Annotated in this window: 20 protein-coding genes; 10 read left to right on the top strand and 10 right to left on the bottom strand. The window is 57.6% G+C overall.

Translation table 11 applies throughout. The features are described 5' to 3' along the window. Window positions 1-127: 127 nt before the first annotated feature. Entirely contained in the window at window positions 128-871 is a 744-nt protein-coding gene (locus tag GJU83_RS13630; protein ID WP_069184049.1) for a substrate-binding periplasmic protein, read from the bottom strand. A 189-nt stretch (window positions 872-1060) separates the two neighbouring features. On the opposite strand from GJU83_RS13630, the gene GJU83_RS13635 reads away from it, so the two are divergent. From GJU83_RS13635 to GJU83_RS13660, 6 genes are all read left to right on the top strand, one after another. Then, window positions 1061-1189, top strand: coding sequence for a chlorhexidine efflux transporter (locus GJU83_RS13635; protein WP_227549549.1), 129 nt, complete (start codon window positions 1061-1063; stop codon window positions 1187-1189). Window positions 1190-1269: 80 nt separating this feature from the next. Next, window positions 1270-1458 carry a hypothetical protein gene (locus GJU83_RS19090; RefSeq protein WP_227514550.1) on the top strand — a complete coding sequence of 63 codons (189 nt, stop codon included), beginning with the start codon at window positions 1270-1272 and terminating at the stop codon, window positions 1456-1458. Window positions 1459-1588: 130 nt separating this feature from the next. Further along, window positions 1589-2866, top strand: a complete 1278-nt coding sequence (locus GJU83_RS13645) for an O-acetylhomoserine aminocarboxypropyltransferase/cysteine synthase family protein (protein WP_136629779.1) — start codon at window positions 1589-1591, stop codon at window positions 2864-2866. A 129-nt stretch (window positions 2867-2995) separates the two neighbouring features. Further along, window positions 2996-4048, top strand: coding sequence for a lipoyl synthase (gene lipA / locus GJU83_RS13650; RefSeq protein WP_153634561.1), 1053 nt, complete (start codon window positions 2996-2998; stop codon window positions 4046-4048). 9 nt (window positions 4049-4057) lie between these two features. Then, entirely contained in the window at window positions 4058-5278 is a 1221-nt protein-coding gene (locus tag GJU83_RS13655) for a methyl-accepting chemotaxis protein (protein WP_153634562.1), read from the top strand. Window positions 5279-5326: 48 nt separating this feature from the next. After that, window positions 5327-7834: an efflux RND transporter permease subunit gene (locus tag GJU83_RS13660; RefSeq protein ID WP_153634563.1), complete on the top strand. Its 2508-nt coding sequence runs from the start codon at window positions 5327-5329 to the stop codon at window positions 7832-7834. A gap of 411 nt (window positions 7835-8245) precedes the next feature. Here GJU83_RS13660 and GJU83_RS13665 read toward each other — a convergent pair whose 3' ends face one another. Next, complete coding sequence (locus GJU83_RS13665; protein ID WP_227514549.1) at window positions 8246-8710, bottom strand: Spy/CpxP family protein refolding chaperone; 465 nt, start codon at window positions 8708-8710, stop codon at window positions 8246-8248. Between the two features lie 242 nt (window positions 8711-8952). Between GJU83_RS13665 and ylqF the strand changes: the two genes are divergently transcribed. The 3 genes from ylqF to fnr all read left to right on the top strand — a co-directional run bounded on the left by ylqF (window position 8953) and on the right by fnr (window position 12125). Beyond that, on the top strand, window positions 8953-9891 hold the full coding sequence (gene ylqF / locus GJU83_RS13670; protein ID WP_153634564.1) for a ribosome biogenesis GTPase YlqF: 939 nt from the start codon (window positions 8953-8955) through the stop codon (window positions 9889-9891). Between the two features lie 136 nt (window positions 9892-10027). Continuing rightward, on the top strand, window positions 10028-11236 hold the full coding sequence (gene fabB, locus GJU83_RS13675; RefSeq protein ID WP_153634565.1) for a beta-ketoacyl-ACP synthase I: 1209 nt from the start codon (window positions 10028-10030) through the stop codon (window positions 11234-11236). A gap of 139 nt (window positions 11237-11375) precedes the next feature. Next, entirely contained in the window at window positions 11376-12125 is a 750-nt protein-coding gene (gene fnr, locus GJU83_RS13680) for a fumarate/nitrate reduction transcriptional regulator Fnr (RefSeq protein WP_153634566.1), read from the top strand. A 24-nt stretch (window positions 12126-12149) separates the two neighbouring features. Here the strand turns inward: fnr and GJU83_RS13685 are convergent, their stop codons facing one another. Further along, the gene (locus GJU83_RS13685) at window positions 12150-13031 is read right to left on the bottom strand and encodes an SDR family oxidoreductase (protein ID WP_069184040.1); all 882 of its coding nucleotides are present in this window, start codon (window positions 13029-13031) and stop codon (window positions 12150-12152) included. Between the two features lie 149 nt (window positions 13032-13180). Here GJU83_RS13685 and GJU83_RS13690 point away from each other — a divergent pair, with 149 nt between their 5' ends. After that, window positions 13181-13537, top strand: coding sequence for a hypothetical protein (locus GJU83_RS13690; protein ID WP_153634567.1), 357 nt, complete (start codon window positions 13181-13183; stop codon window positions 13535-13537). A gap of 17 nt (window positions 13538-13554) precedes the next feature. Here GJU83_RS13690 and alr read toward each other — a convergent pair whose 3' ends face one another. The 7 genes from alr to rlmB form a co-directional block, all read right to left on the bottom strand. Then, a complete protein-coding gene (gene alr, locus GJU83_RS13695) occupies window positions 13555-14631 on the bottom strand; it encodes an alanine racemase (protein WP_153634568.1) in 1077 nt (358 codons plus the stop codon). Beyond that, on the bottom strand, window positions 14631-16037 hold the full coding sequence (gene dnaB, locus GJU83_RS13700; RefSeq protein ID WP_041644976.1) for a replicative DNA helicase: 1407 nt from the start codon (window positions 16035-16037) through the stop codon (window positions 14631-14633). The genes alr and dnaB overlap by 1 nt, the downstream gene beginning before the upstream one ends. A gap of 234 nt (window positions 16038-16271) precedes the next feature. Further along, window positions 16272-16718: a 50S ribosomal protein L9 gene (rplI, locus tag GJU83_RS13705; protein ID WP_064227062.1), complete on the bottom strand. Its 447-nt coding sequence runs from the start codon at window positions 16716-16718 to the stop codon at window positions 16272-16274. Between the two features lie 20 nt (window positions 16719-16738). Next, complete coding sequence (locus GJU83_RS13710; protein WP_069184038.1) at window positions 16739-17605, bottom strand: hypothetical protein; 867 nt, start codon at window positions 17603-17605, stop codon at window positions 16739-16741. A 26-nt stretch (window positions 17606-17631) separates the two neighbouring features. Then, window positions 17632-17862 (bottom strand): 30S ribosomal protein S18, encoded by a 231-nt coding sequence (gene rpsR, locus GJU83_RS13715; protein WP_007154918.1) that lies wholly within the window; start codon window positions 17860-17862, stop codon window positions 17632-17634. Window positions 17863-17887: 25 nt separating this feature from the next. Beyond that, window positions 17888-18304 carry a 30S ribosomal protein S6 gene (gene rpsF, locus GJU83_RS13720; protein WP_069184037.1) on the bottom strand — a complete coding sequence of 139 codons (417 nt, stop codon included), beginning with the start codon at window positions 18302-18304 and terminating at the stop codon, window positions 17888-17890. 246 nt (window positions 18305-18550) lie between these two features. Further along, complete coding sequence (rlmB, locus tag GJU83_RS13725) at window positions 18551-19288, bottom strand: 23S rRNA (guanosine(2251)-2'-O)-methyltransferase RlmB (protein WP_153634569.1); 738 nt, start codon at window positions 19286-19288, stop codon at window positions 18551-18553.

A 19288-nucleotide genomic window follows, 5' to 3' on the forward strand; every position in this document is an offset into this window, starting at 1 on the left:
ATACATTGCACACTCTCTAAAGCATTCAAGCCAACAACGGTGACAGTTACCAAACCAAAGCTTTAAACGCTCTTTTCATAGTAGCTGCCGTGTCGGCACTGCGCTCATCTATTTGACTGCATCATGGTCAATTTTTCAGATCCTGACGTCTGACAGGAATATCCCAGCCTCCCTGGTTCTGCTCCGCAATAAACCGGCATTTTCTGATTGCCTTGCGAAGATCTTCCGTCAAATCACTATCGTCCAATCGATGTGAAATATACATAGAGAGGTCCACCCAGGCGGCGGTCCTATCGAAGTATGGCTTGTCATACCCCTTCATATAGGTGTCGATGAGAACCCAGGGGAGAACAACAACATCCACACGACCACGCTTGAGCATCTCCACGGCCTGCCCCCAGTCAGAGACATGAATCACCTGGGGATCAGCGCCTCTCAAGAGCTTGTCTCCAACGAACTGCCGGACAAAGGCGAACCTGAGGCCACTCAGACTATCGAGGGGAGGTAAATCCTGAAGCAACAGATAGACGTACTCCGTCTGGAACAGCAGCCCACCAAAATCAGCGTATTCATCCCGCTCGGCCGTCTGAACCATCGGCAAACCAGCAGAAATACCACCTTTCTCCAAGCGGTAAAGCATCTGGGCCAATGGCATTTCAACGAATTGGAAATCGCCCTGCACTCGGCTAAAAACACACTGATAATAAGGCGCAAACCGTCCCACGAGCTCGCCATCTTCAACAGCTATTTCCCTATCGATACCTTCGAAAACCCCAATGACATGGGGGCGTTTCGAGTCAGCAAACAGGGATAGGGAAAATAAGGACAACCAAACAAACTGGATAAGTTTGGGTGAAAGAAGCCGATCCATGTTTCCACCTCCGAAGCACGCGGTTCCGGTACGTGCTTTTTGACTGCATCAAGTCGCTAAAACGCTGTCATTCAATGGTAGACAGATCACCATTGCGCACAAGGATAGTGATCAAACAGACAAATTGCCCATTTTCTGGCCATTTTTTCATGTTCTGCGTCATTAAACGGGCTTTGACTGTCGAAATTCATGGTCTTTTGTGCGCGGACATTGGATGTTGCATTCGTGGTGTTCTATCTGGTGCATGCGTTCGTATTCACCTGGTGTTACGACACCATATTTCCTGACACGGACGCCAAGAAACCCAACGCCACTTAAACAAACTTTGACAATCCCGGGGCCGAGAGTCGGATAAGATAGAGACTTCGCCCCAATGCGTTTCAAGGCTGTATCGCATCATGAAGTCTCGCCATGCACTTACGGTGTTCCTGGCCGTTATACTGGTTCCCATTGCCCTTGGCTTCGCCGGCGCGAGCGTGAAGGCGGCCATCGTGTCGATCAGCGTTTTCTGGGCTTGCCTGGGGATCTTTTTCTATCCATCCATCAGCGACTTTCTGAAGGCTAAAAGCAGGCAGCGCGACGACTAGTGTGCTTCAGGACCACCCCTCACCCCGATTCTTTTCCTTCCAAGCTCCAACGATCCTCTCACAAGAAACTCTGTGGCATACTCACGGGCTGAAACCCATAAAGAACAACACACCAGCAAGGACCGTTGACATGAAACCGGAAACCCTCGCGCTGCACGCAGGCTTCAAAAGCGATCCCACTACTCGGGCGGCGACCACGCCGATTTACCAGACCACGTCCTACACCTTCGACGACACCCAGCACGGTGCCGATCTGTTCGACCTGAAGGTTCAGGGCAATATCTACACCCGCATCATGAACCCCACCAATGCGGTTCTGGAAGAGCGGATGGCGGAGCTGGAAGGCGGCGTTGGAGCCCTGGCCGTAGCTTCTGGCATGGCGGCCATCACCTATGCCCTGCAGACTATCTGCAAGGTGGGCAACAACATCGTCAGCACCAGCCAGCTGTACGGCGGCACTTACAACCTGTTTGCCCACTCGCTGCCGAACCAGGGCATTGAGTGCAAGATGGTCGCCCACGACGATTTCGATGCCGTGGAAAAGGCCATTGATGAAAACACCCGCGCCCTGTTCTGCGAGTCCATCGGTAACCCGGCGGGCAATGTGGTCGACATCCAGCGCTGGGCCGAGATCGCCCACAAGCACGGTATTCCGCTGATGGTGGACAATACGGTCGCCACCCCCTTCCTGTGCCGCCCGATTGAGCACGGTGCCGACATCGTTATCCACTCGCTTACCAAGTACATCGGTGGTCACGGCACTACCGTCGCTGGCGTAGTAGTGGATTCCGGCAAGTTTGACTGGAAAGCCAGCGCCGACAAATTCCCGATGCTGAACGAGCCGGACCCGTCCTACCACGGCGTGGTCTACACCGACGCACTGGGCCCTGCAGCCTTCATCGGCCGCTGCCGCGTGGTACCGCTGCGTAATACCGGTGCTGCCCTGGCCCCGTTCAATGCGTTCCTGATCATGCAGGGCCTCGAAACCCTGGCGCTGCGCATGGAACGTCACTGCGAGAACGCGGAGAAAGTCGCCAATTTCCTGCAGGACCATCCCTCTGTGGAGTGGGTGAATTACGCGACCCTGGCCAACAGCCCCTACAAGGCAACCTGCGAGAAGATTTGCGGCGGAAAGGCGTCTGGCATCCTGAGCTTCGGCATCAAGGGTGGCCGGGAAGCTGGTGCGAAGTTCATTGATGCCCTGGAGCTGATCCTGCGTCTGGTGAACATCGGTGACGCCAAGTCCCTGGCCTGCCATCCGGCCACCACCACCCACCGACAGCTGAACCCGGAGGAGTTGAAGAGCGCCGGTGTGAGCGAGGATCTGGTGCGACTGTCCATCGGCATCGAACATGTCGACGACATCATTGCCGACATCAGTCAGGCCCTGGACAAAGCTCAGGCTTGATAAGGGTCAACCGGGTACGACCAATGTCGTGCCCGGCACCCCCGTGATTGCCCCTATCTGTCTTGTAACTCCCCCGCCAGCCCATTACTCTTTAGTGTTCCCCATGCCCGAATCGAGAGTCCGGTTGCAATGAGCGACAGCGCAAAAACCCGCATTACCAGTGGTTCCAAATTCCGCAACGAACATGGCTTCTCAGCCATCAAGGATGGCGTCAAGCGGTCGTCGAAGCAGGAAGCCACAACCGCGGAAAAGCGAGAGCCAAAGCCGAAATGGCTCCGGGCACGCATGCCCGGCGGCGAGCGCTTTGAAGCAGTACGCAAGAACGTCAGTGAGCACAGGCTGAGCACTGTTTGCCAGGAATCCCACTGCCCGAACATCGGGGAATGCTGGACCGCCGGTACCGCCACCATCATGGTGATGGGCTCAGTCTGTACCCGGGCCTGCAAGTTCTGCGCGGTGGATACCGGCAACCCGAAGGGCTGGCTGGATCCTGAGGAACCAGAGAACACGGCCAAGTCCGTAGAGCTCATGGGTCTTCGCTACATTGTGCTTACCTCCGTAGACCGCGACGACCTCGACGATGGTGGCGCTGCCCACTACGCCGCCTGTGTCTCGGCCATCAAACAGCGCACGCCGGAAGTCGCCGTTGAAGCACTGACACCGGATTTTGACGCGGTCATGTCGGACGTTGAGAAGGTGGTGGATTCCGGGCTGGATGTCTTTGCCCAGAACGTGGAAACCGTCAAACGGCTGACCAGCCGGGTCCGGGACCCGCGCGCCGGGTATGAAAAAACCCTGCGGGTTCTCGAACATGCCAAAAAGCACCGCCCGGATGTGCTCACCAAGACCAGCCTGATGCTGGGCCTGGGTGAAACCGAGGAGGAAATCCTGGAAACCATGGACGACCTGCGCGCCATCGGTGTGGATATCCTGACCCTGGGCCAGTACCTGCGCCCCACCCCGAATCACCTGCCGGTGGAACGCTACGTCACTCCGGAAGAATTCAACCGTTACCGGGAAATCGGCCTGGAGAAGGGCTTCATGGAAGTACCCTCCGGCCCTATGGTCCGCTCCAGCTACCGGGCCGATAAGGTATTCGATAAAAACAATCTTGGCCTCGCCGTGCCTGAGGTTCCCCAGGCCTCCAATGCCATGCAGATTCCGGTGAAGGCCATCGACTGAGAACGATTCATGCTGACACTGCTGCGAAATGCCCGGCTGAAGTACAAATTCTGGTTGCTGAACATTGTCGTTTTTGCAGTTCTCTGTTTGCTGGTTCTTTACGCCATGCAGACCATTGCGGGGCAGACCGGCAAGAGTTTCGACCAGGTCTTCGCTGATACAGCGCCCGGCTTTGCGCTGGTGGTTGCGGTACTCATGGTGCTGGAGATGGCCGGCTCCCAATTGCTGATCTCGTTTATCGAGCGCCACGTGAATCGCCTGAAAAACACCATGGTCGACGTTCAGTCCTCGGGCAATCTGAGCCAGCGGGCAGTGGTGGACTCCACCGACGAAATCGGCGAAATGGCGAGCGCCTTCAATGCCATGCAGGACCGCACCGTGGCCGTGGTACGCAGCATGAAGGAAGCCATCGATCGGCTGCATCGCGAAGTTGAAGAACTCACTTCGGCTGCCGAAGCCCGCCGGGATGATCTGGGCCGTCAACAGCAAGGCGCCGACCGGTCCGCGGAGGTCATCGAAACCATGCTGCAGAGCTTCACCGGCATTGCCGAACAGGCCGGCATTGCCAAGACCCTCTCCCACGAAGCCAGCGATGCGGCCCGCGACGGCAGCACCCGCGTTGGCCAGAGCGCCGACAGCATCCGAAAACTCGCTGACGTGGTGCGCAACTCCGCCAGCAGCGTCGAAGCCCTGGCCGAGAACAGCCATGAAATCAGCCACGCCATCACCGAGATCCGGGGTATTGCCGAACAGACCAATTTGCTGGCCCTGAACGCAGCCATCGAGGCCGCCCGGGCCGGCGAACAGGGCCGGGGGTTTGCTGTGGTGGCTGATGAAGTACGCAAACTGGCTCAACGGGTTCAGGACTCCACTGATCAGATTCAGGGCACCATCGACCGACTTCTCAATGCCATTAACACGACTGTAAACCAGATGACGGGCAGCTCCGAGGACGCCACCCGCTGCGTCGAGGAATCCGAAGAAGGCCGCCGTGCCCTGGAAGCCATCAACGAGGTAGTCAGCCGGATCGATCATACCAACCAGGAAATCGCCAATGTTTCCGCGGAACAGACCGCTGGCACCGACGACGTGCTAGCCAACGTGCAGGGCATTCGCGAAACCACCCAGAGCATGGTGACCCAGCTCGCCGAGAGCGCGGAAATGAGCCGACGCCTGAAAATGCTGATCGATTCCCTGGAAGAAGCCTCGTCAAAGGTCACGGTTCACTGAGGTTTGTGGCACACTCTGCACTCGTTTGAACTGGCAGAGTAGTTGTTCATGAATCGTCTTCGCGCCCTGTATGACCGCCTGGTTTTTCCACACCCGTTTATCATCCTCTCGGCCTTTGCTGTTTTGCTGGCGCTCGCCGCTATCAAATTCGGCGAGTTCCGGCTGGATGCCTCTGCCGAATCCCTGGTACTTGAAAACGACCGCTCCCTGGAGCAATACCGTCAGGTAAACCGCCGCTTCACCACCTCGGATGATTTCCTGATCGTCACCTATACCCCCGAGGGTGAACTGTTCTCGGAAGAGGGCCTCGCCCGGCTGGGCGCGTTGCGAGATGAGCTGCAGAGTTTGGACGCAGTAGGCTCCACCAACAGCATCCTGAATGTGCCGCTCCTGCATAGCCCGGATCTGACGCTGGACACCGTGGACAGCGAAATCAAGACCCTCGACGAACACGGTGTGGCCCCAGAGACGGCCCGCGAGGCGCTGCTGAACAACCCGCTCTACCCCAACCTGCTGATCAGTGAAGATGGCCAAACCACGGCGATACAGGTCAACCTGCCCACGCCGGATCGGTATTTCGAGTTGCTGAGAAAACGCAACGACCTGAGAGACAAGGCCGACGCTGGCGAAGCCTCCGAAGCCGAGCTGGCAGAACTGGAGCATGTAAAGCAGGAGTTCATCGACTTTACCGAAACCCTCGGTGTGGAACGCGATGCCACCATCCGCACCGTTCGCTCCATACTGGACAAGTACCGGGATGGCGCAGAGATCCACCTGGGCGGCGTGCCCATGATTGTGGCGGACATGATCCGGTTTATCGAAAACGACCTCTCGACCTTCGGGCTGGGCGTGCTCGCATTTCTGCTACTCACCCTGGCCATTATCTTCCGGCAATGGCGCTGGGTGCTGGTGCCACTGCTGTGCTGCGGCTTTACGGTCTGGCTGATGATTGGCTTTCTGGGGTGGGCCCAGTGGCCTGTGACGGTTATCTCCTCCAACTTTATTTCCCTGCTGCTGATCATGACCCTGTCGCTCACCATTCACCTGATCGTGCGCTATCGGGAATTCCAGCACGACGAACCCGACGCCAGCCCCAGAGACACTCTGCGCAACACCGTGATGGCGATGATCAAACCCTGCTTCTACATGGCCATCACTACCATTGTCGCCTTCGGGTCCCTTACCTTCAGCGGCATTCGCCCGGTCATCGACTTTGGCTGGATGATGACCCTGGGGCTGACGGTGGCCTTCCTCATTACCTTCGTCATATTCCCGGCCCTGTTGACCCTGCTGCCGCCACCACTGGACAGCCGGGTTACCTCCGATCAGATTCCCTTCACCGATGCCTTTGCGCGGTTTACCGAACACTTCGGCAAGACGGTACTGGTGGGCTCCGGTGTGATTGCGGTGCTCTGCGTTATGGGGCTGAGCAAGCTGACGGTGGAAAACAGCTTCATCGACTACTTCAAATCCTCCACCGAAATCCATCAGGGCATGATCACCATCGACAACCGCCTGGGCGGTACTACCCCCCTGGACGTAGTGATTACCGACGACCCTCCACCAGAAGGCGCGAACGGCGGCGACCCGTTTGCCAGCGACTGTGATCCGTTTGTGGAGGATTGCGGCGCCGGCGAGGAATACCGGGATACCTGGTACACCTACCAGAAAATGGAGGAACTGGAAGCCGTTCACGAGTATCTGGACGGATTACCCGAAACCGGCAAGGTACTGTCCATCAACACCACCCTGGAGATCCTCGCCAGAATCAACCAGGGCGAGCCTCTGGACGCCCTTGAGCTGGCGTTTGTACCGGCGGCCGTGCCGGACGACCTGCAGGACACCCTGCTGACGCCCTACATCTCCGAGGAGCACGACCAGGCGAGATTCAGCATCCGGATCCTGGAGACCATGCCGGAACTGCGTCGACAGGAGCTGTTGAACCGCATCCACGAACACCTGACCACGGAACTGGGCTACTCGAAAGACCAGGTGCTCTTTGCCGGCATGACCGTGATGTACAACAACATGCTGCAAAGCCTGTTCGATTCCCAGATCAAAACCATCGGCGTGGTCTTCGCCGCCATCATGGCGATGTTCCTGATCCTGTTCCGCTCGCTAAAACTGGCCCTGATCGGCATCGCACCCAACCTGATCGCCGCAGGCTCCGTACTCGGCCTGATGGGCTGGCTGGGCATCCCCCTGGATATGATGACCATCACCGTGGCCGCGATCACCGTGGGCATCGCCGTGGACGACACCATCCACTACATCCACCGCTTCAAAACCGAGTTCCGGAAAGACGGCGATTACATCGCCACCATGCATCGCTGCCACCGGAGCATCGGCCAGGCCATGTTCTTCACCTCGCTGACCATCATCTCCGGGTTCTCGATACTGGTGCTGTCAAACTTCATCCCGACCATCTACTTCGGGTTGTTCACCGGGTTTGCCATGTTCATGGCTCTGGTGGGGGCGCTTACCCTGCTTCCCCGGCTTATTGTTCTGGTTAAACCCTTTGGCTTGGGTGGGGCTTCTTCGGGCTTGGGCTCCTAGCCTTCTGGTTTCAGAGGAGGAACAGGGGTGTTACCCCCTCCCAAAAAACGCTACGAGCACATCCATGTGCGCTTGGCTGTGGCCATCCTTGGCCACAGACATTTTTGGGAGGGGGTAACACCCCTGTTCTTCAAACAGTTCAGTAATCGCAAACCGAAAAGGGACGCTTAGATTCGAGTCCAAGGTGACTTCCTATAGCTCCGATTTCTGACGCTTGGCGGGTGTGGGCCTTTGCCAGAATGTCGGCGGCCAAGGATGGCCGACGTCAAGCGCACATGGATGTGCTCGTAGCGGTTCTGGCAAAGGCCCACACCCGCCGAGCCCCACCAGGACTCGCAGGCCAGGGGCACAAAAAAAGGGCCACACCCAAGGATGCGGCCCTTCTCCAACAAAGTCAGAGGGAAAGCAGGATCATTGCATGCCCTGACCTTGCCCCTGCTGCATCTGCTGTTGCATCTGACGACGCTGCTGCATTTGCTGCTGCATCTGCTGCATACGCTTATCCAGCTCGTCACGCTGCTCCTGGGTAAACACGCTGTCTACCTTCGCCTGCATCAGAGTGGACAGAGCTGCAATCTCGCCGGTCACTTCCCCAAGCTCTTTGGCCTGCTCGCGAATCGCAGCTTCATCAAAGTCTGATTTGATCTCACCCTGCATCTGCTGCTGCAGCGCGCGGGCTTCCTGGCGGAGCTCGCCGATTTCGCCCTGCATCTCGTCGATGATGGCGCGGATTTCGGTCTGCTGCTCTTCGGTCAGCCCTACCATCTGGGCCAGCTGGTCAACCTGATCAGGCTGGCCGCCGGACTGCTGGGCCACGGCCGGGACCGAAAGGCTCAGGGCAACCAGGGCAGTACCAAACAATTTTGCAAGCTTCATAACTCTCTCCATAAACAAGGTGGCCACGATTGAAATACCACCGACATACATTGGTTTCATCGTTCAGGGACTACACCCTAAAACATACGGATACGGTTTTTCACCCCGATCAGCCCTCTTTTTGTACATACTTCTCAGTCTTCCACGCCAAAAGCCGCCACACACGGGGATTCAAACAAATGTGAAAGTTTGGTCATTCCCCTTCATAATGGCGCCGTTCAAACCAATCCGGAGCAGATACGATGGCCATCAACTGGTTTCCAGGGCACATGCACAAGGCCCGCAAGGAGATCAAGAAAGTCATGCCACAGATGGACCTCATCATCGAAGTGGTTGATGCGCGCATTCCTTTCAGTAGCGAAAACCCGCTGGTACCTGCCCTGCGCGGTGATACCCCGCTGATCAAGGTATTGAACAAACGCGACCTGGCAGATCCAGAAATCACTGAGCAGTGGTTAGTCTGGCTCGAAAAAGAGCGCGGCGTCCGCGCCATTACGCTTACCCATAACCAACGCAATGAGGCGCTGGCTATCCTCAAACTGGCGGAGGAGATGACGCCCGATCATGATCGCCAGAAGAGTGCACTGCGGGTGATGATTCTGGGCATTCCAAATGTCGGTAAATCCACCCTGATCAATACCCTGGCAGGGCGTCCTGCGGCCAAGACCGGGAACGAGCCAGCAGTAACCAGGGCGCAACAGGCCATCAAACTGCCCAACAACATTCTGCTCTACGACACGCCCGGCTTCCTCTGGCCGAAACTGTCTCCCGAAGCCTGTGGTTATCGTCTGGCGGTAACCGGGGCGATTCGCAGCGCGGTTCTGGATTTTGAGGATGTGGCCATGTTCGAGGCCGAGTACCTTCTGGAAGCCTATCCAGAGCTGGTCAAAGCCCGCTACGGCTTCGAGGAACTACCGAAAGATGCCCTGGCGCTGATGGACGGAATTGCCGAGAAGCGGAGATTCTTCGGCCGCGGAGGCATCCCGGATCTGCATAAAGTATCGGAGGTGTTGCTCAACGAATTCCGGGCCGGAACTCTGGGACGCATCTCGCTGGAAACCCCTGAGATGGTCGAACGCGAAGCCCAGGAAGCCGAGGCAGCCGCGGCTGAGAAAGCCGCTCGCGAGGAGGCCAGCGGCGCAAAGAAGGGCGCCAGAAAGGGTCGAAGCCGCAAGCGCTGAACACTCTGTGGAGCTTTATCCGGCCTTCTCCCCTTACCAAGGTCAAATATCGTATCCGGGCCAAAGCGCCTAGACTGTTAAATAACGTTATTGATCGCAAGGTCGGCCACATCGGCCGGTCGGTAAGGAGGAACTTATGAGACGCGTCGTCGTCACCGGTATGGGCATTGTGTCCTGCATTGGCAATTCACTGGATGAAGTCAGGGACAGCCTTAAAAACGGAAAGTCCGGCATCCGTTTCAACGAAACCTATAAGGAAATGGGCTTTCGCAGCCAGATTGCAGGCTCGGTGGATGTCGACACATCCGTTATCGACCGCAAGATCCGCCGGTTCATGGGCCCGTCGGCCATGTACAGTTTCCTGTCCATGGAGCAGGCAATTGCCCAGGCAGGGCTGACCGAAGAGCTGATCTCCAATGACCGCACCGGTCTGATCGCGGGCTCCGGCGGCGCGTCCTGTTCCAGCCAGGTTGAAGCCACCGACATCATGCGTGAGAGAGGCGTGAAGCGCATCGGGCCGTATATGGTGCCCCGCATCATGACCAGCACGGTTTCCGCCTGTCTGGCCACAGCATACAAAATCCGCGGCGTGAACTACTCCATGTCTTCGGCCTGCGCCACGAGTGCCCATTGCATCGGCCATGCCATGGAGCAGATCCAGGCGGGCAAGCAGGACATCGTGTTCGCCGGCGGCGGAGAAGAAGAGGACTGGAGCCTGACCATGATGTTCGACGCCATGGGCGCGCTTTCCACCAAGTACAACGACGCCCCCGAGACAGCCTCGCGCCCCTTCGACGCCGGCCGGGACGGTTTCGTGATCGCCGGCGGTGGCGGCATGATGGTACTGGAGGAGCTGGAGCATGCGAAGAAACGCGGTGCCAACATCATTGCCGAACTCACCGGCTATGGCGCCACCTCAGACGGCTACGACATGGTCGCTCCCTCGGGCGAAGGCGCCCAGCGCTGCATGAAACAGGCGATGGCCACCATCCGTGGCAAGATCGACTACATCAACGCGCACGGCACCAGTACCCCGGTTGGCGATGTTGCCGAGATGGGCGCGGTGCGTTCAACCTTTGGTTCCGACATCCCCGCCATTTCATCTACCAAATCACTGACCGGCCACTCCCTTGGTGCGGCAGGCGTGCAGGAGGCGATCTACTCGCTCCTGATGCTGCAGAATGGCTTCATTGCAGGTACCAGAAACCTCAATGATCCGGACGAGAAAATCAGCGACATGCCTTTAGTTGGTCCAAAAAGTCGGGAAGGCGCACTGAACACCGTGATGTCCAACAGTTTCGGCTTTGGTGGGACGAACGCGTCTCTGGTATTTGAAAAACTCTAAGCATGAGCCGAATAAGGGCCTTCGGGCCCTTATTTTTAACAATTATATTCTCAGATCATTAAGCTTGATTATTGGCAAAGACCGCTATCCGTATTAAGGTACATAGTTGATATGGATCAAATCGGACGGATCATCACGTATGGCTCAAGCAATTCCGTTTCGTCAGGCTTCTCCCCTCAAGGCCTCATGCCACCAGTGCAGCCTGAGCAATCTTTGCCTTCCCCTGGCAGTTGAAGAGAACGACCTTGACCGGCTGGAAGACATAGTCCAGCAGGGGCGAATCTTCAACCGCGGCGAACATATCTTTGACCAGAGCACGCCCTACCGCGCGTGCTTTGCGGTGAAAAGTGGTTCCATCAAGACGTCGATTATTACCGAGAGTGGCGAAGAACAGGTAACCGGCTTTTTCATGCCCGGTGAACTGGTGGGTCTGGACAGCATTGGCAGCGAGAACTATGCGTGCACCGCCAAGGCTCTGGAGCGGACCAGCATCTGCGAGTTTCCGATCGACAAACTGGAGGAGCTCACTGGCAAGCTGCCGGAACTGCAGCATCACATGTATCACCTGATGAGCCAGGAGATCCAGAACAGTCACCAGTTGGCCATGCTGCTAAGCAAGAATACCGCCGAAGAGCGCATTGCCGCACTGCTGTTATCGCTGTCCAGCCGCTTCCAGCGCCGGCGCATGTCTCCGACCAACTTTAGCCTGCCCATGGCACGTAACGACATCGCCAACTTCCTGGGGCTGGCTGTCGAAACCGTGAGCCGGGTCTTCACGCGTTTCCAGAATCAGGGGCTCATCAAGGCCAGGGGCCGGGAAGTCGAACTCTTGGATATCGAAGGCCTGCAGATGGTCAGCCGGGAATTTTCTCGCCAGTGCAATAACTGAGAAGCTGCTTCGTGTCCGTCGGTTTCATGAACCGGCGGGCTCACTCTCCACTTCCCTTCCATTATTCTTTTTCAACATGGCCAGTTCATCCACCAGGCCCGAGCGCCATGGCATCTGTTTGATCCCGAAGGTGTTTCGGATCTTGGTGCAGATCAGCGTGGTATTCACCGGTTCAAGATGCCCCCACTCAGGCACCTCATCCACGACCCGAATACCTTCCGGGATCCCTGGAAGGCCGGCGATTGCCAGGCCGAGCTCGTAGAGATTGATTTCCTCGGCGCCGGCGTACTGATAGGTGCCCCACACCTCGGCCCCGCAATCAAGCTGAAGAACCACCGCCTCGATCACCCGGGCCAGATCCCGAACCGCCACAGGCTGACCGCGGCACCGCCCAGGCAATGACAGCACCTCACCGGCAGCAGTGCTGGCCTGAACCTTTCGTATAAATCGCGCCAGGCTCCAGCCGGTTCGCAGGATAATGTGTCTCGGCAGCAGGGTGCGCAGAGCCTGCTCGCATTCCCATTGCCAGTTCCCCAATTCGTTCACCGGCTGCCCGGGGTTAGAGGTGATATACCCACTCTGCTTACGGCCATCGAATACGTAACAGGAGGAAAGCTGGAGCAACGCCATGCCGCGATCACGGGCAAACTCCGCCATGGCCAGGGGTAGCGAAAACGCAGCCATGTGGACGCCCTCTGGGTCTTTCTCGGCGACCTCGGGATCGGCCATCCAGAGTGCGTTAACAATCAGATCGGTATCCTCGGGAATCCAGTTCTCCAGTGCATCAAGGTCGGCATTGGAGGGGTCACTGACAAGCAATGGGCTGACGTGCAGGTGCGTAGCCCGCAAACGCTCCAGCAGAACCTTCCCCAAAGGGCCGTAATCGTGAACAACAAGTACATGCACGAGGATTCAATGCCTCCTGGTATCACTTATGTGACGGTATTTCGGAACCGGTCTGGCCAATGGCTTCTGGATTCCGGCGCCTACACTGATGCAGTCTGAACTTAATGCTTTGCTATTTCTTTCAAGAGCATACAACAACAGGAACTGTCATGCTGAAACAACAGAGCCACATTGTGGCGCCGATCCCCGACGAGTTGCGAACCCGGGCCCTTTACACCGTCGGCGAACTGCGCGAGCGGGGCAAGGCCGACAAAGAGGCCATCGACAAGCTCTTCAACCTGATTGTGGACATGACCGAAGAAGGTCTGGACTTCTTTTTCCTGGAGCCGCTTCGCCGCCTCCATGCCAGCAACATGATGATGAGCATGGCCAAAATGGGCATCAGCAGCATGCTCAAGGGCAGCAAGATGGTCGTACACAAGGTGCTCAAAAAGCTGGACGACCGCAGCCTCGCTGCCATCCTCGACTTCATCGAGGAAATCATCCACGAACCGGAACAGGGCTGACAGAGCGCCCCGCGATACTACCGGTATTGCCGCGGCACACGCCCGGTGATGCCGGTCATCAACTCGTAGGAGATGGTGCCAGCACAGGTCGCCACCTCATCAACACCAACTGTGCGCCCCCAGAGTTCGACAGTGTCGCCCTCCTTCGAATCCGGAGCATTGGTGAGATCAACCGCCAGCATATCCATGGATACCCGACCGATGAGCCGGATCCGCTGTCCATTGATCGCCGCCGGTGTGTTGGTGCCCGCATGCCGGGGATAACCATCGCCATAACCAATGGCCACCATACCCATCCGGGTGTCCCGATCGGCGACCCAGCCGGCTCCGTACCCAACAGACTCTCCCGCTGGCACCATTCGGGTGCTGATCAACGGTGCCTCCAGCGACATCACCGGTTCCAGACCAAGCTCCGGGCCGGTTTTGCCAACCATTGGCGAACCGCCATACAGCATGATGCCCGGTCGGCTCCAGTCAAACATCGGCTGGTCAGGGTGAAAATGGGCGGCCGAATTGGCAACGCTCTTCATCAGTCCGGGAAACGCAGAGGTAGCCTTCTCAAATACCGATGTCTGCTGCGCCGTCATGGCACTATCCGGATCGTCGGCACAGGCGAAGTGGGTCACAAAGCCCAACAGCCCCTTCTCCGCACTCATGGCCTGCAGCCGGCCCATTACCTTGGCCAGCTCGTCCGGATGAAAGCCCAGACGGTTCATGCCGCTGTTCACTTTCAGCCAGAACGCCGGTCGTGCTTCAAGGCGCTCCAGCCACGACAGTTGCTGGAAACTGTGGAAAACCGGCTCAAACCTGTTCCGGGCGCACTCATCAATATCCGCTTCGGCGTGGACACCCTGCAGCAGGACTACCGGCTGTGCCAGGCCCGCTTCCCGTATGGCCGCCGCCTCTTCGATACACGCCACCGCAAACTTCGGGGCCAGGCTGTCCAGGGCCGAGGCCACCGGCCCTATGCCGTGGCCATAGCCGTCGGCCTTGACCACGGCCATCACCTGCGCCCCGCCGGCCCGATTCAGGGCTGTCTGATAGTTCTTGCGAAGGGCGTCGAGATCAATCCGGGCAACAGTGCTGCGGGGCATCAATACTCCCCGCCATAGTCGCTGTAATCGCCGTGGGCCAGGTCCTCGAATTTTGTGTACTTGCCGATAAAGGCCAGGCGGATAGTGCCGATGGGGCCGTTCCGCTGCTTGCCAATGATGATCTCGGCAATGCCCTTGTCCGGCGTGTCTTCGTTATAGACCTCATCCCGGTACACAAACATGATGACGTCGGCGTCCTGCTCGATGGCGCCCGATTCCCGAAGATCCGAGTTAACCGGGCGCTTGTTGGGCCGCTGCTCAAGACTCCGGTTAAGCTGGGACAGCGCCACCACCGGGCAGCTAAGCTCTTTGGCAATGCCCTTCAGGGACCGCGAGATTTCCGAAATCTCGGCCGTCCGGCCTTCGGTGTTGCCGGGCACCCGCATCAACTGCAGGTAGTCGACCATGATCAGGCCTATCTTGCCGTCATTCTCCCGGGCAATGCGTCGGGCCCGGGAGCGCATTTCCGTGGGACTCAGACCCGGCGTATCGTCGATATAAAGAGGTTTGTCCTTGAGCAGACTCACCGCCGACGTCAGCCGGGGCCAGTCGTCCTCTTCCAACTTACCGCCACGGACCTTGGTCTGATCAATGCGACCGAGCGACGAGAGCATCCGCATGGCAAGGGCATCCGCCGGCATTTCCATACTGAACACCAGCACCGGCGTGCCGGTGCTGATCAGGGCATTCTCCACGATATTCATGGCAAAGGTCGTCTTACCCATGGAGGGACGACCCGCCACAATGATCAGATCCGAGGGCTGCATGCCCGAGGTCTGTTCGTCCAGATCCTTGAAGCCCGTCGTCAGACCGGTGGTCTGCTCGCCAGACTCAAACAATTCCTCGATCCGGCTCAGGGTCTTGGCCAGAATCGGGTTTATGGCCTGTGGACCGGAACCTTCCTTGACCCTCGCTTCAGCAATCTGGAATACGCTCCGCTCGGCCTCGTCGAGAATTTCATTACTGTTCCTGCCGAGCGGGTTGAAGGCCGAATCGGAAATCTTGCCGGACACCTCTACCAGCTGTCGCAGAATGGACCGCTCACGGACAATATCCGCGTAGGCACGGATGTTTGCTGCGCCCGGAGTTTTCTCAGCCAATTCCGCCAGATAAGACAAGCCACCGGCATCCTCAATATCGCCGGCGCGCTCCAGGAATTCCGCCAGGGTAACAACATCCAGTGGCTCGCTCTCACTGGCAAGACGCTCCACGGCGCCAAAAATCAGGCGGTGGTCCTGCCGATAGAAATCGGCGGCCGAAATCACTTCCGAGATCTCGTCGAACCGGCGGTTATCCAGCATCAGGCCGCCCAATACCGCCTGCTCTGCTTCCACAGAGTGGGGAGGCACCTTGATACGACTGGTTTCGAGATCGGTACTCGCGGGCTTCAGATTGGGCTTGGCCATGAACACATCTTCAGTTGGACATCACAACCACGACAGTTTAAGCGACCTGCCGCAGCAATGGGAGAGGGTTACAGGGACTTAACAGCATACCAGAAAGCAACAGGCCCGAAAGCCGCGAGATGCGGTTCGGGCCTGTCAGGTTGGCCAGCGCTGGACCTCATAAAGAGGAAGCGAGGGCCACCAGCGTATTACCAGAGCCGGGGAAACCCCGACACCGTTTTCAGGGAAAACGGCTTACTCGGCAACGACCGCCAGCTTGACCGTAACTTCAACGTCGGAGTGCAGCTGAAGCTCGATCTCGTACTCGCCAGTCACCCGGATCGGGCCTTCCGGCAGACGAACTTCGCTCTTCTCGACTTCGGTACCACCGGCAGTGATCGCGTCAGCAATGTCGCGCACACCGATAGAGCCGAACAGTTTGCCTTCTTCACCGGCCTTGGAGCTGATGGTGAAAGCAGCACCCTCGAGGGCCTCGGCGCGGGCCTGGGCAGCAGACAGCTTCTCAGCAGCCGCTTTCTCAAGCTCGGCACGACGCTCTTCGAACGCCTTCAGATTTGCTTCGGTGGCAGGTACAGCCTTGCCATAAGGAAGCAGGAAATTACGACCGTAACCGGCCTTGACCTTTACCTTGTCACCCAGGGAGCCAAGGTTTGCAACTTTCTCGAGCAGAATAACTTCCATCTCGTTAACCTCTTCGTGCTTTATTCAGCCGGCCCGGCAGGACTTATGCGCCTCCGGATATCCAGCCAGCTATCCACAAAAGCCAGAACCACTAACAGAATCATCAGACTTGGGCCCAGAAGGATCAGCGCTACGTAGAACATCGCCAACCAGTTCCCACTGAGCTGTTTCAAACCAACAACGCCGTGCACCAGCGCCAGGCTGGCCAGGAACAGCGGCGTTCCCGCGGCCCAGGCCAGCAGCATGGAATTCAGCCCGAGGAACGGACCGACTACCATGGTCACCGCGCACAACACCGCAATGGGCGGAGATAGCCTCAGGCCATGGAATTCCTTGCGGAATCCACCGGGGTTGTAAAGCCCCGCCTGCCAGGCCCGCGCCAGCATGGTCATGCCCACACCCGTTGCCAGGTAGGTGCCTGCCATGCTCGCGTTCATCGTGTCCCGGATAACCTTATCGAGGTCATCGCCGAGACTCTTCGCAATTTCGGCATTGTACTGTTGGTAAAAACTCACCCCGGCCTGGACCAGATCATCCAGCAGCCCCGGGTACACCACAGGCAACATCAGGCCCGTGACGATTGCGAGAAAACTTCCCGCAAGCAGAGCTTTTTCCCAGGACAGCGTTGTCCTGATCAATGACGCCATAAGCATCACCTGGAGCAACACGGCCAGAGCGGTCGGGTCCTGCCCGAAAATGCTCCAGCCAAGCGCCGGAAGTAATGCCCAGAGCCCGATATTGAGCCCCTGACTGATGCCAAGCCTGAGAATGACCAGGCCAACAACGGCTGCGCCAATCCAGAACAACAAGGGTACGGCAGTTGTTACTGCTGCTACCCCACCGGCCTGGAGGGGACCGCGCATTACATACTGTGCAAGTGCACGCATGGTCCCAAGTCCTGTGTTTCTGTTACTTAGTTATCGTGGCTGTCCGAGTACGGCAGCAGTGCCAGGTAGCGGGCACGCTTGATAGCGGTAGCCAGCTGACGCTGATAACGTGCTTTGGTGCCGGTGATGCGGCTGGGCACGATTTTGCCGGTTTCAGTGATGTAGCCTTTCAGGGTGTCCAGATCTTTGTAATCGATCTCCTTTACACCCTCTGCCGTGAAGCGGCAGAACTTACGACGTCTGAAAAAACGAGCCATAACTTAACTCCTCAACTCCGGTTAATTACTCTTCTTCGTCCTGGGTTTCAGCACGCTGACGTGGCTCGTCAGATTCGGCTGAACGACGCGGGCGATCATCGCCGCCACGACGGTCTTCACGGGACTCGGAAGCTTTCATCGGGGACAGTTCTGTATCCGCACCATCGCGGCGCAGGATCATGTCGCGGATGATTGCATCGTTGAAACGGAAGTTGTGAGTCAGCTCGTCCATTGCGGCCTGTGAACATTCAACGTTCATCAGTACGTAGTGAGCCTTGTGAATCTTATTGATCGGGTATGCCAGGTGACGACGGCCCCAATCTTCCAGGCGATGTACCTTGCCGCCATCTTCAGTGATGACGCCGGTATAACGCTCGATCATCGCGGGCACCTGCTCGCTCTGATCCGGATGTACCATAAAAACGATTTCGTAGTGACGCATGAGTTCTCCCTACGGTTTAAACAGCTTCCTTTTTCCCGGCACGGATCTGAACCCGCGACCGACAAACATGAAAGCAAGGAGTTGACAGCGTTCCGCTGCCGGTTTCTTTTTGCTTTATCAATAAGGCTTTACAAGAAAGGCTTGATCAAAAGCTTGGCCCCGTACCGCCTGCATTCAGACAATACAAAACCACCCCTTAAAAAAGGGGTCACGTATTCTAGGCGGGGAAGCCCTTGTGTGCAAGGGTTAACCAAGCCGTTGGCGCAGGGCTTCGTATAGGCAAACACCCGTAGCCACGGACACGTTAAGGCTGTCGACATGGCCGAGCATAGGGATATTGATCAGCTGGTCACAGTGCTCTCGGGTCAGTCGGCGCATCCCTTTGCCTTCGGCTCCCATCACCAGCGCCACCGGGCCCTTGAAATCGGCCTGGTATAGCGTTGCGTTTGCCTCACCGGCAGTACCGATCAGCCAAACACCCTTATCCTGCAAACTGCGCAGAAAACGGGCGAGATTGGTGACTCGGACAAAGGGCACCGTCTCGGCAGCACCACAGGCAACCTTGCGGGCAACCGGAGTCAGCGAAGCGGACTTGTCCTTGGGTACAATGACCGCCTGAACACCCACAGCATCAGCAGTGCGCATGCAGGCGCCGAGATTATGGGGATCGGTCACACCGTCAAGCACCAGCAGGAAAGGCGGCTTGTCACTGCCGGCCAACTGCGCCAGCAGATCGTCTTCGGTCCATTCCCGGCTTTCACTTACGGCCGCAACAATTCCCTGGTGAACACCGGACACCCGCTCGTCCAGCTCTCTGCGATGCACAACCTTCCATCGCACACCCAGGCTATCAAGGGTATCGGTAATACTCTTGACCCTTTTATCCTGCCTGCCGGTCTGGATCCAGACCTGCCGCAGACGCTCAGGCTCGCGTTTGAGGACAGCCTCAACCGCGTGCCAGCCAAACACAAATTCTCCGGACAC

It is taken from the genome of Marinobacter salsuginis (assembly GCF_009617755.1).
GTDB classification, from domain to species: Bacteria; Pseudomonadota; Gammaproteobacteria; order Pseudomonadales; family Oleiphilaceae; genus Marinobacter; species Marinobacter salsuginis.

Excerpts from the sequence above, each read along its gene's own strand:
- GJU83_RS13655 (WP_153634562.1), top strand. The coding sequence starts at position 4,058 with ATGCTGACACTGCTGCGAAATGCCCGGCTGAAGTACAAATTCTGGTTG.
- GJU83_RS13630 (WP_069184049.1), bottom strand. The coding sequence starts at position 871 with ATGGATCGGCTTCTTTCACCCAAACTTATCCAGTTTGTTTGGTTGTCC.
- GJU83_RS13710 (WP_069184038.1), bottom strand. The coding sequence starts at position 17,605 with ATGCGTGCACTTGCACAGTATGTAATGCGCGGTCCCCTCCAGGCCGGT.
- GJU83_RS13665 (WP_227514549.1), bottom strand. The coding sequence starts at position 8,710 with ATGAAGCTTGCAAAATTGTTTGGTACTGCCCTGGTTGCCCTGAGCCTT.
- GJU83_RS19090 (WP_227514550.1), top strand. The coding sequence starts at position 1,270 with ATGAAGTCTCGCCATGCACTTACGGTGTTCCTGGCCGTTATACTGGTT.
- fnr (WP_153634566.1), top strand. The coding sequence starts at position 11,376 with ATGGCTCAAGCAATTCCGTTTCGTCAGGCTTCTCCCCTCAAGGCCTCA.
- alr (WP_153634568.1), bottom strand. The coding sequence starts at position 14,631 with ATGCCCCGCAGCACTGTTGCCCGGATTGATCTCGACGCCCTTCGCAAG.
- rpsR (WP_007154918.1), bottom strand. The coding sequence starts at position 17,862 with ATGGCTCGTTTTTTCAGACGTCGTAAGTTCTGCCGCTTCACGGCAGAG.
- lipA (WP_153634561.1), top strand. The coding sequence starts at position 2,996 with ATGAGCGACAGCGCAAAAACCCGCATTACCAGTGGTTCCAAATTCCGC.
- dnaB (WP_041644976.1), bottom strand. The coding sequence starts at position 16,037 with ATGGCCAAGCCCAATCTGAAGCCCGCGAGTACCGATCTCGAAACCAGT.
- GJU83_RS13690 (WP_153634567.1), top strand. The coding sequence starts at position 13,181 with ATGCTGAAACAACAGAGCCACATTGTGGCGCCGATCCCCGACGAGTTG.
- rpsF (WP_069184037.1), bottom strand. The coding sequence starts at position 18,304 with ATGCGTCACTACGAAATCGTTTTTATGGTACATCCGGATCAGAGCGAG.
- fabB (WP_153634565.1), top strand. The coding sequence starts at position 10,028 with ATGAGACGCGTCGTCGTCACCGGTATGGGCATTGTGTCCTGCATTGGC.
- rplI (WP_064227062.1), bottom strand. The coding sequence starts at position 16,718 with ATGGAAGTTATTCTGCTCGAGAAAGTTGCAAACCTTGGCTCCCTGGGT.
- GJU83_RS13645 (WP_136629779.1), top strand. The coding sequence starts at position 1,589 with ATGAAACCGGAAACCCTCGCGCTGCACGCAGGCTTCAAAAGCGATCCC.
- GJU83_RS13635 (WP_227549549.1), top strand. The coding sequence starts at position 1,061 with ATGGTCTTTTGTGCGCGGACATTGGATGTTGCATTCGTGGTGTTCTAT.
- GJU83_RS13660 (WP_153634563.1), top strand. The coding sequence starts at position 5,327 with ATGAATCGTCTTCGCGCCCTGTATGACCGCCTGGTTTTTCCACACCCG.
- ylqF (WP_153634564.1), top strand. The coding sequence starts at position 8,953 with ATGGCCATCAACTGGTTTCCAGGGCACATGCACAAGGCCCGCAAGGAG.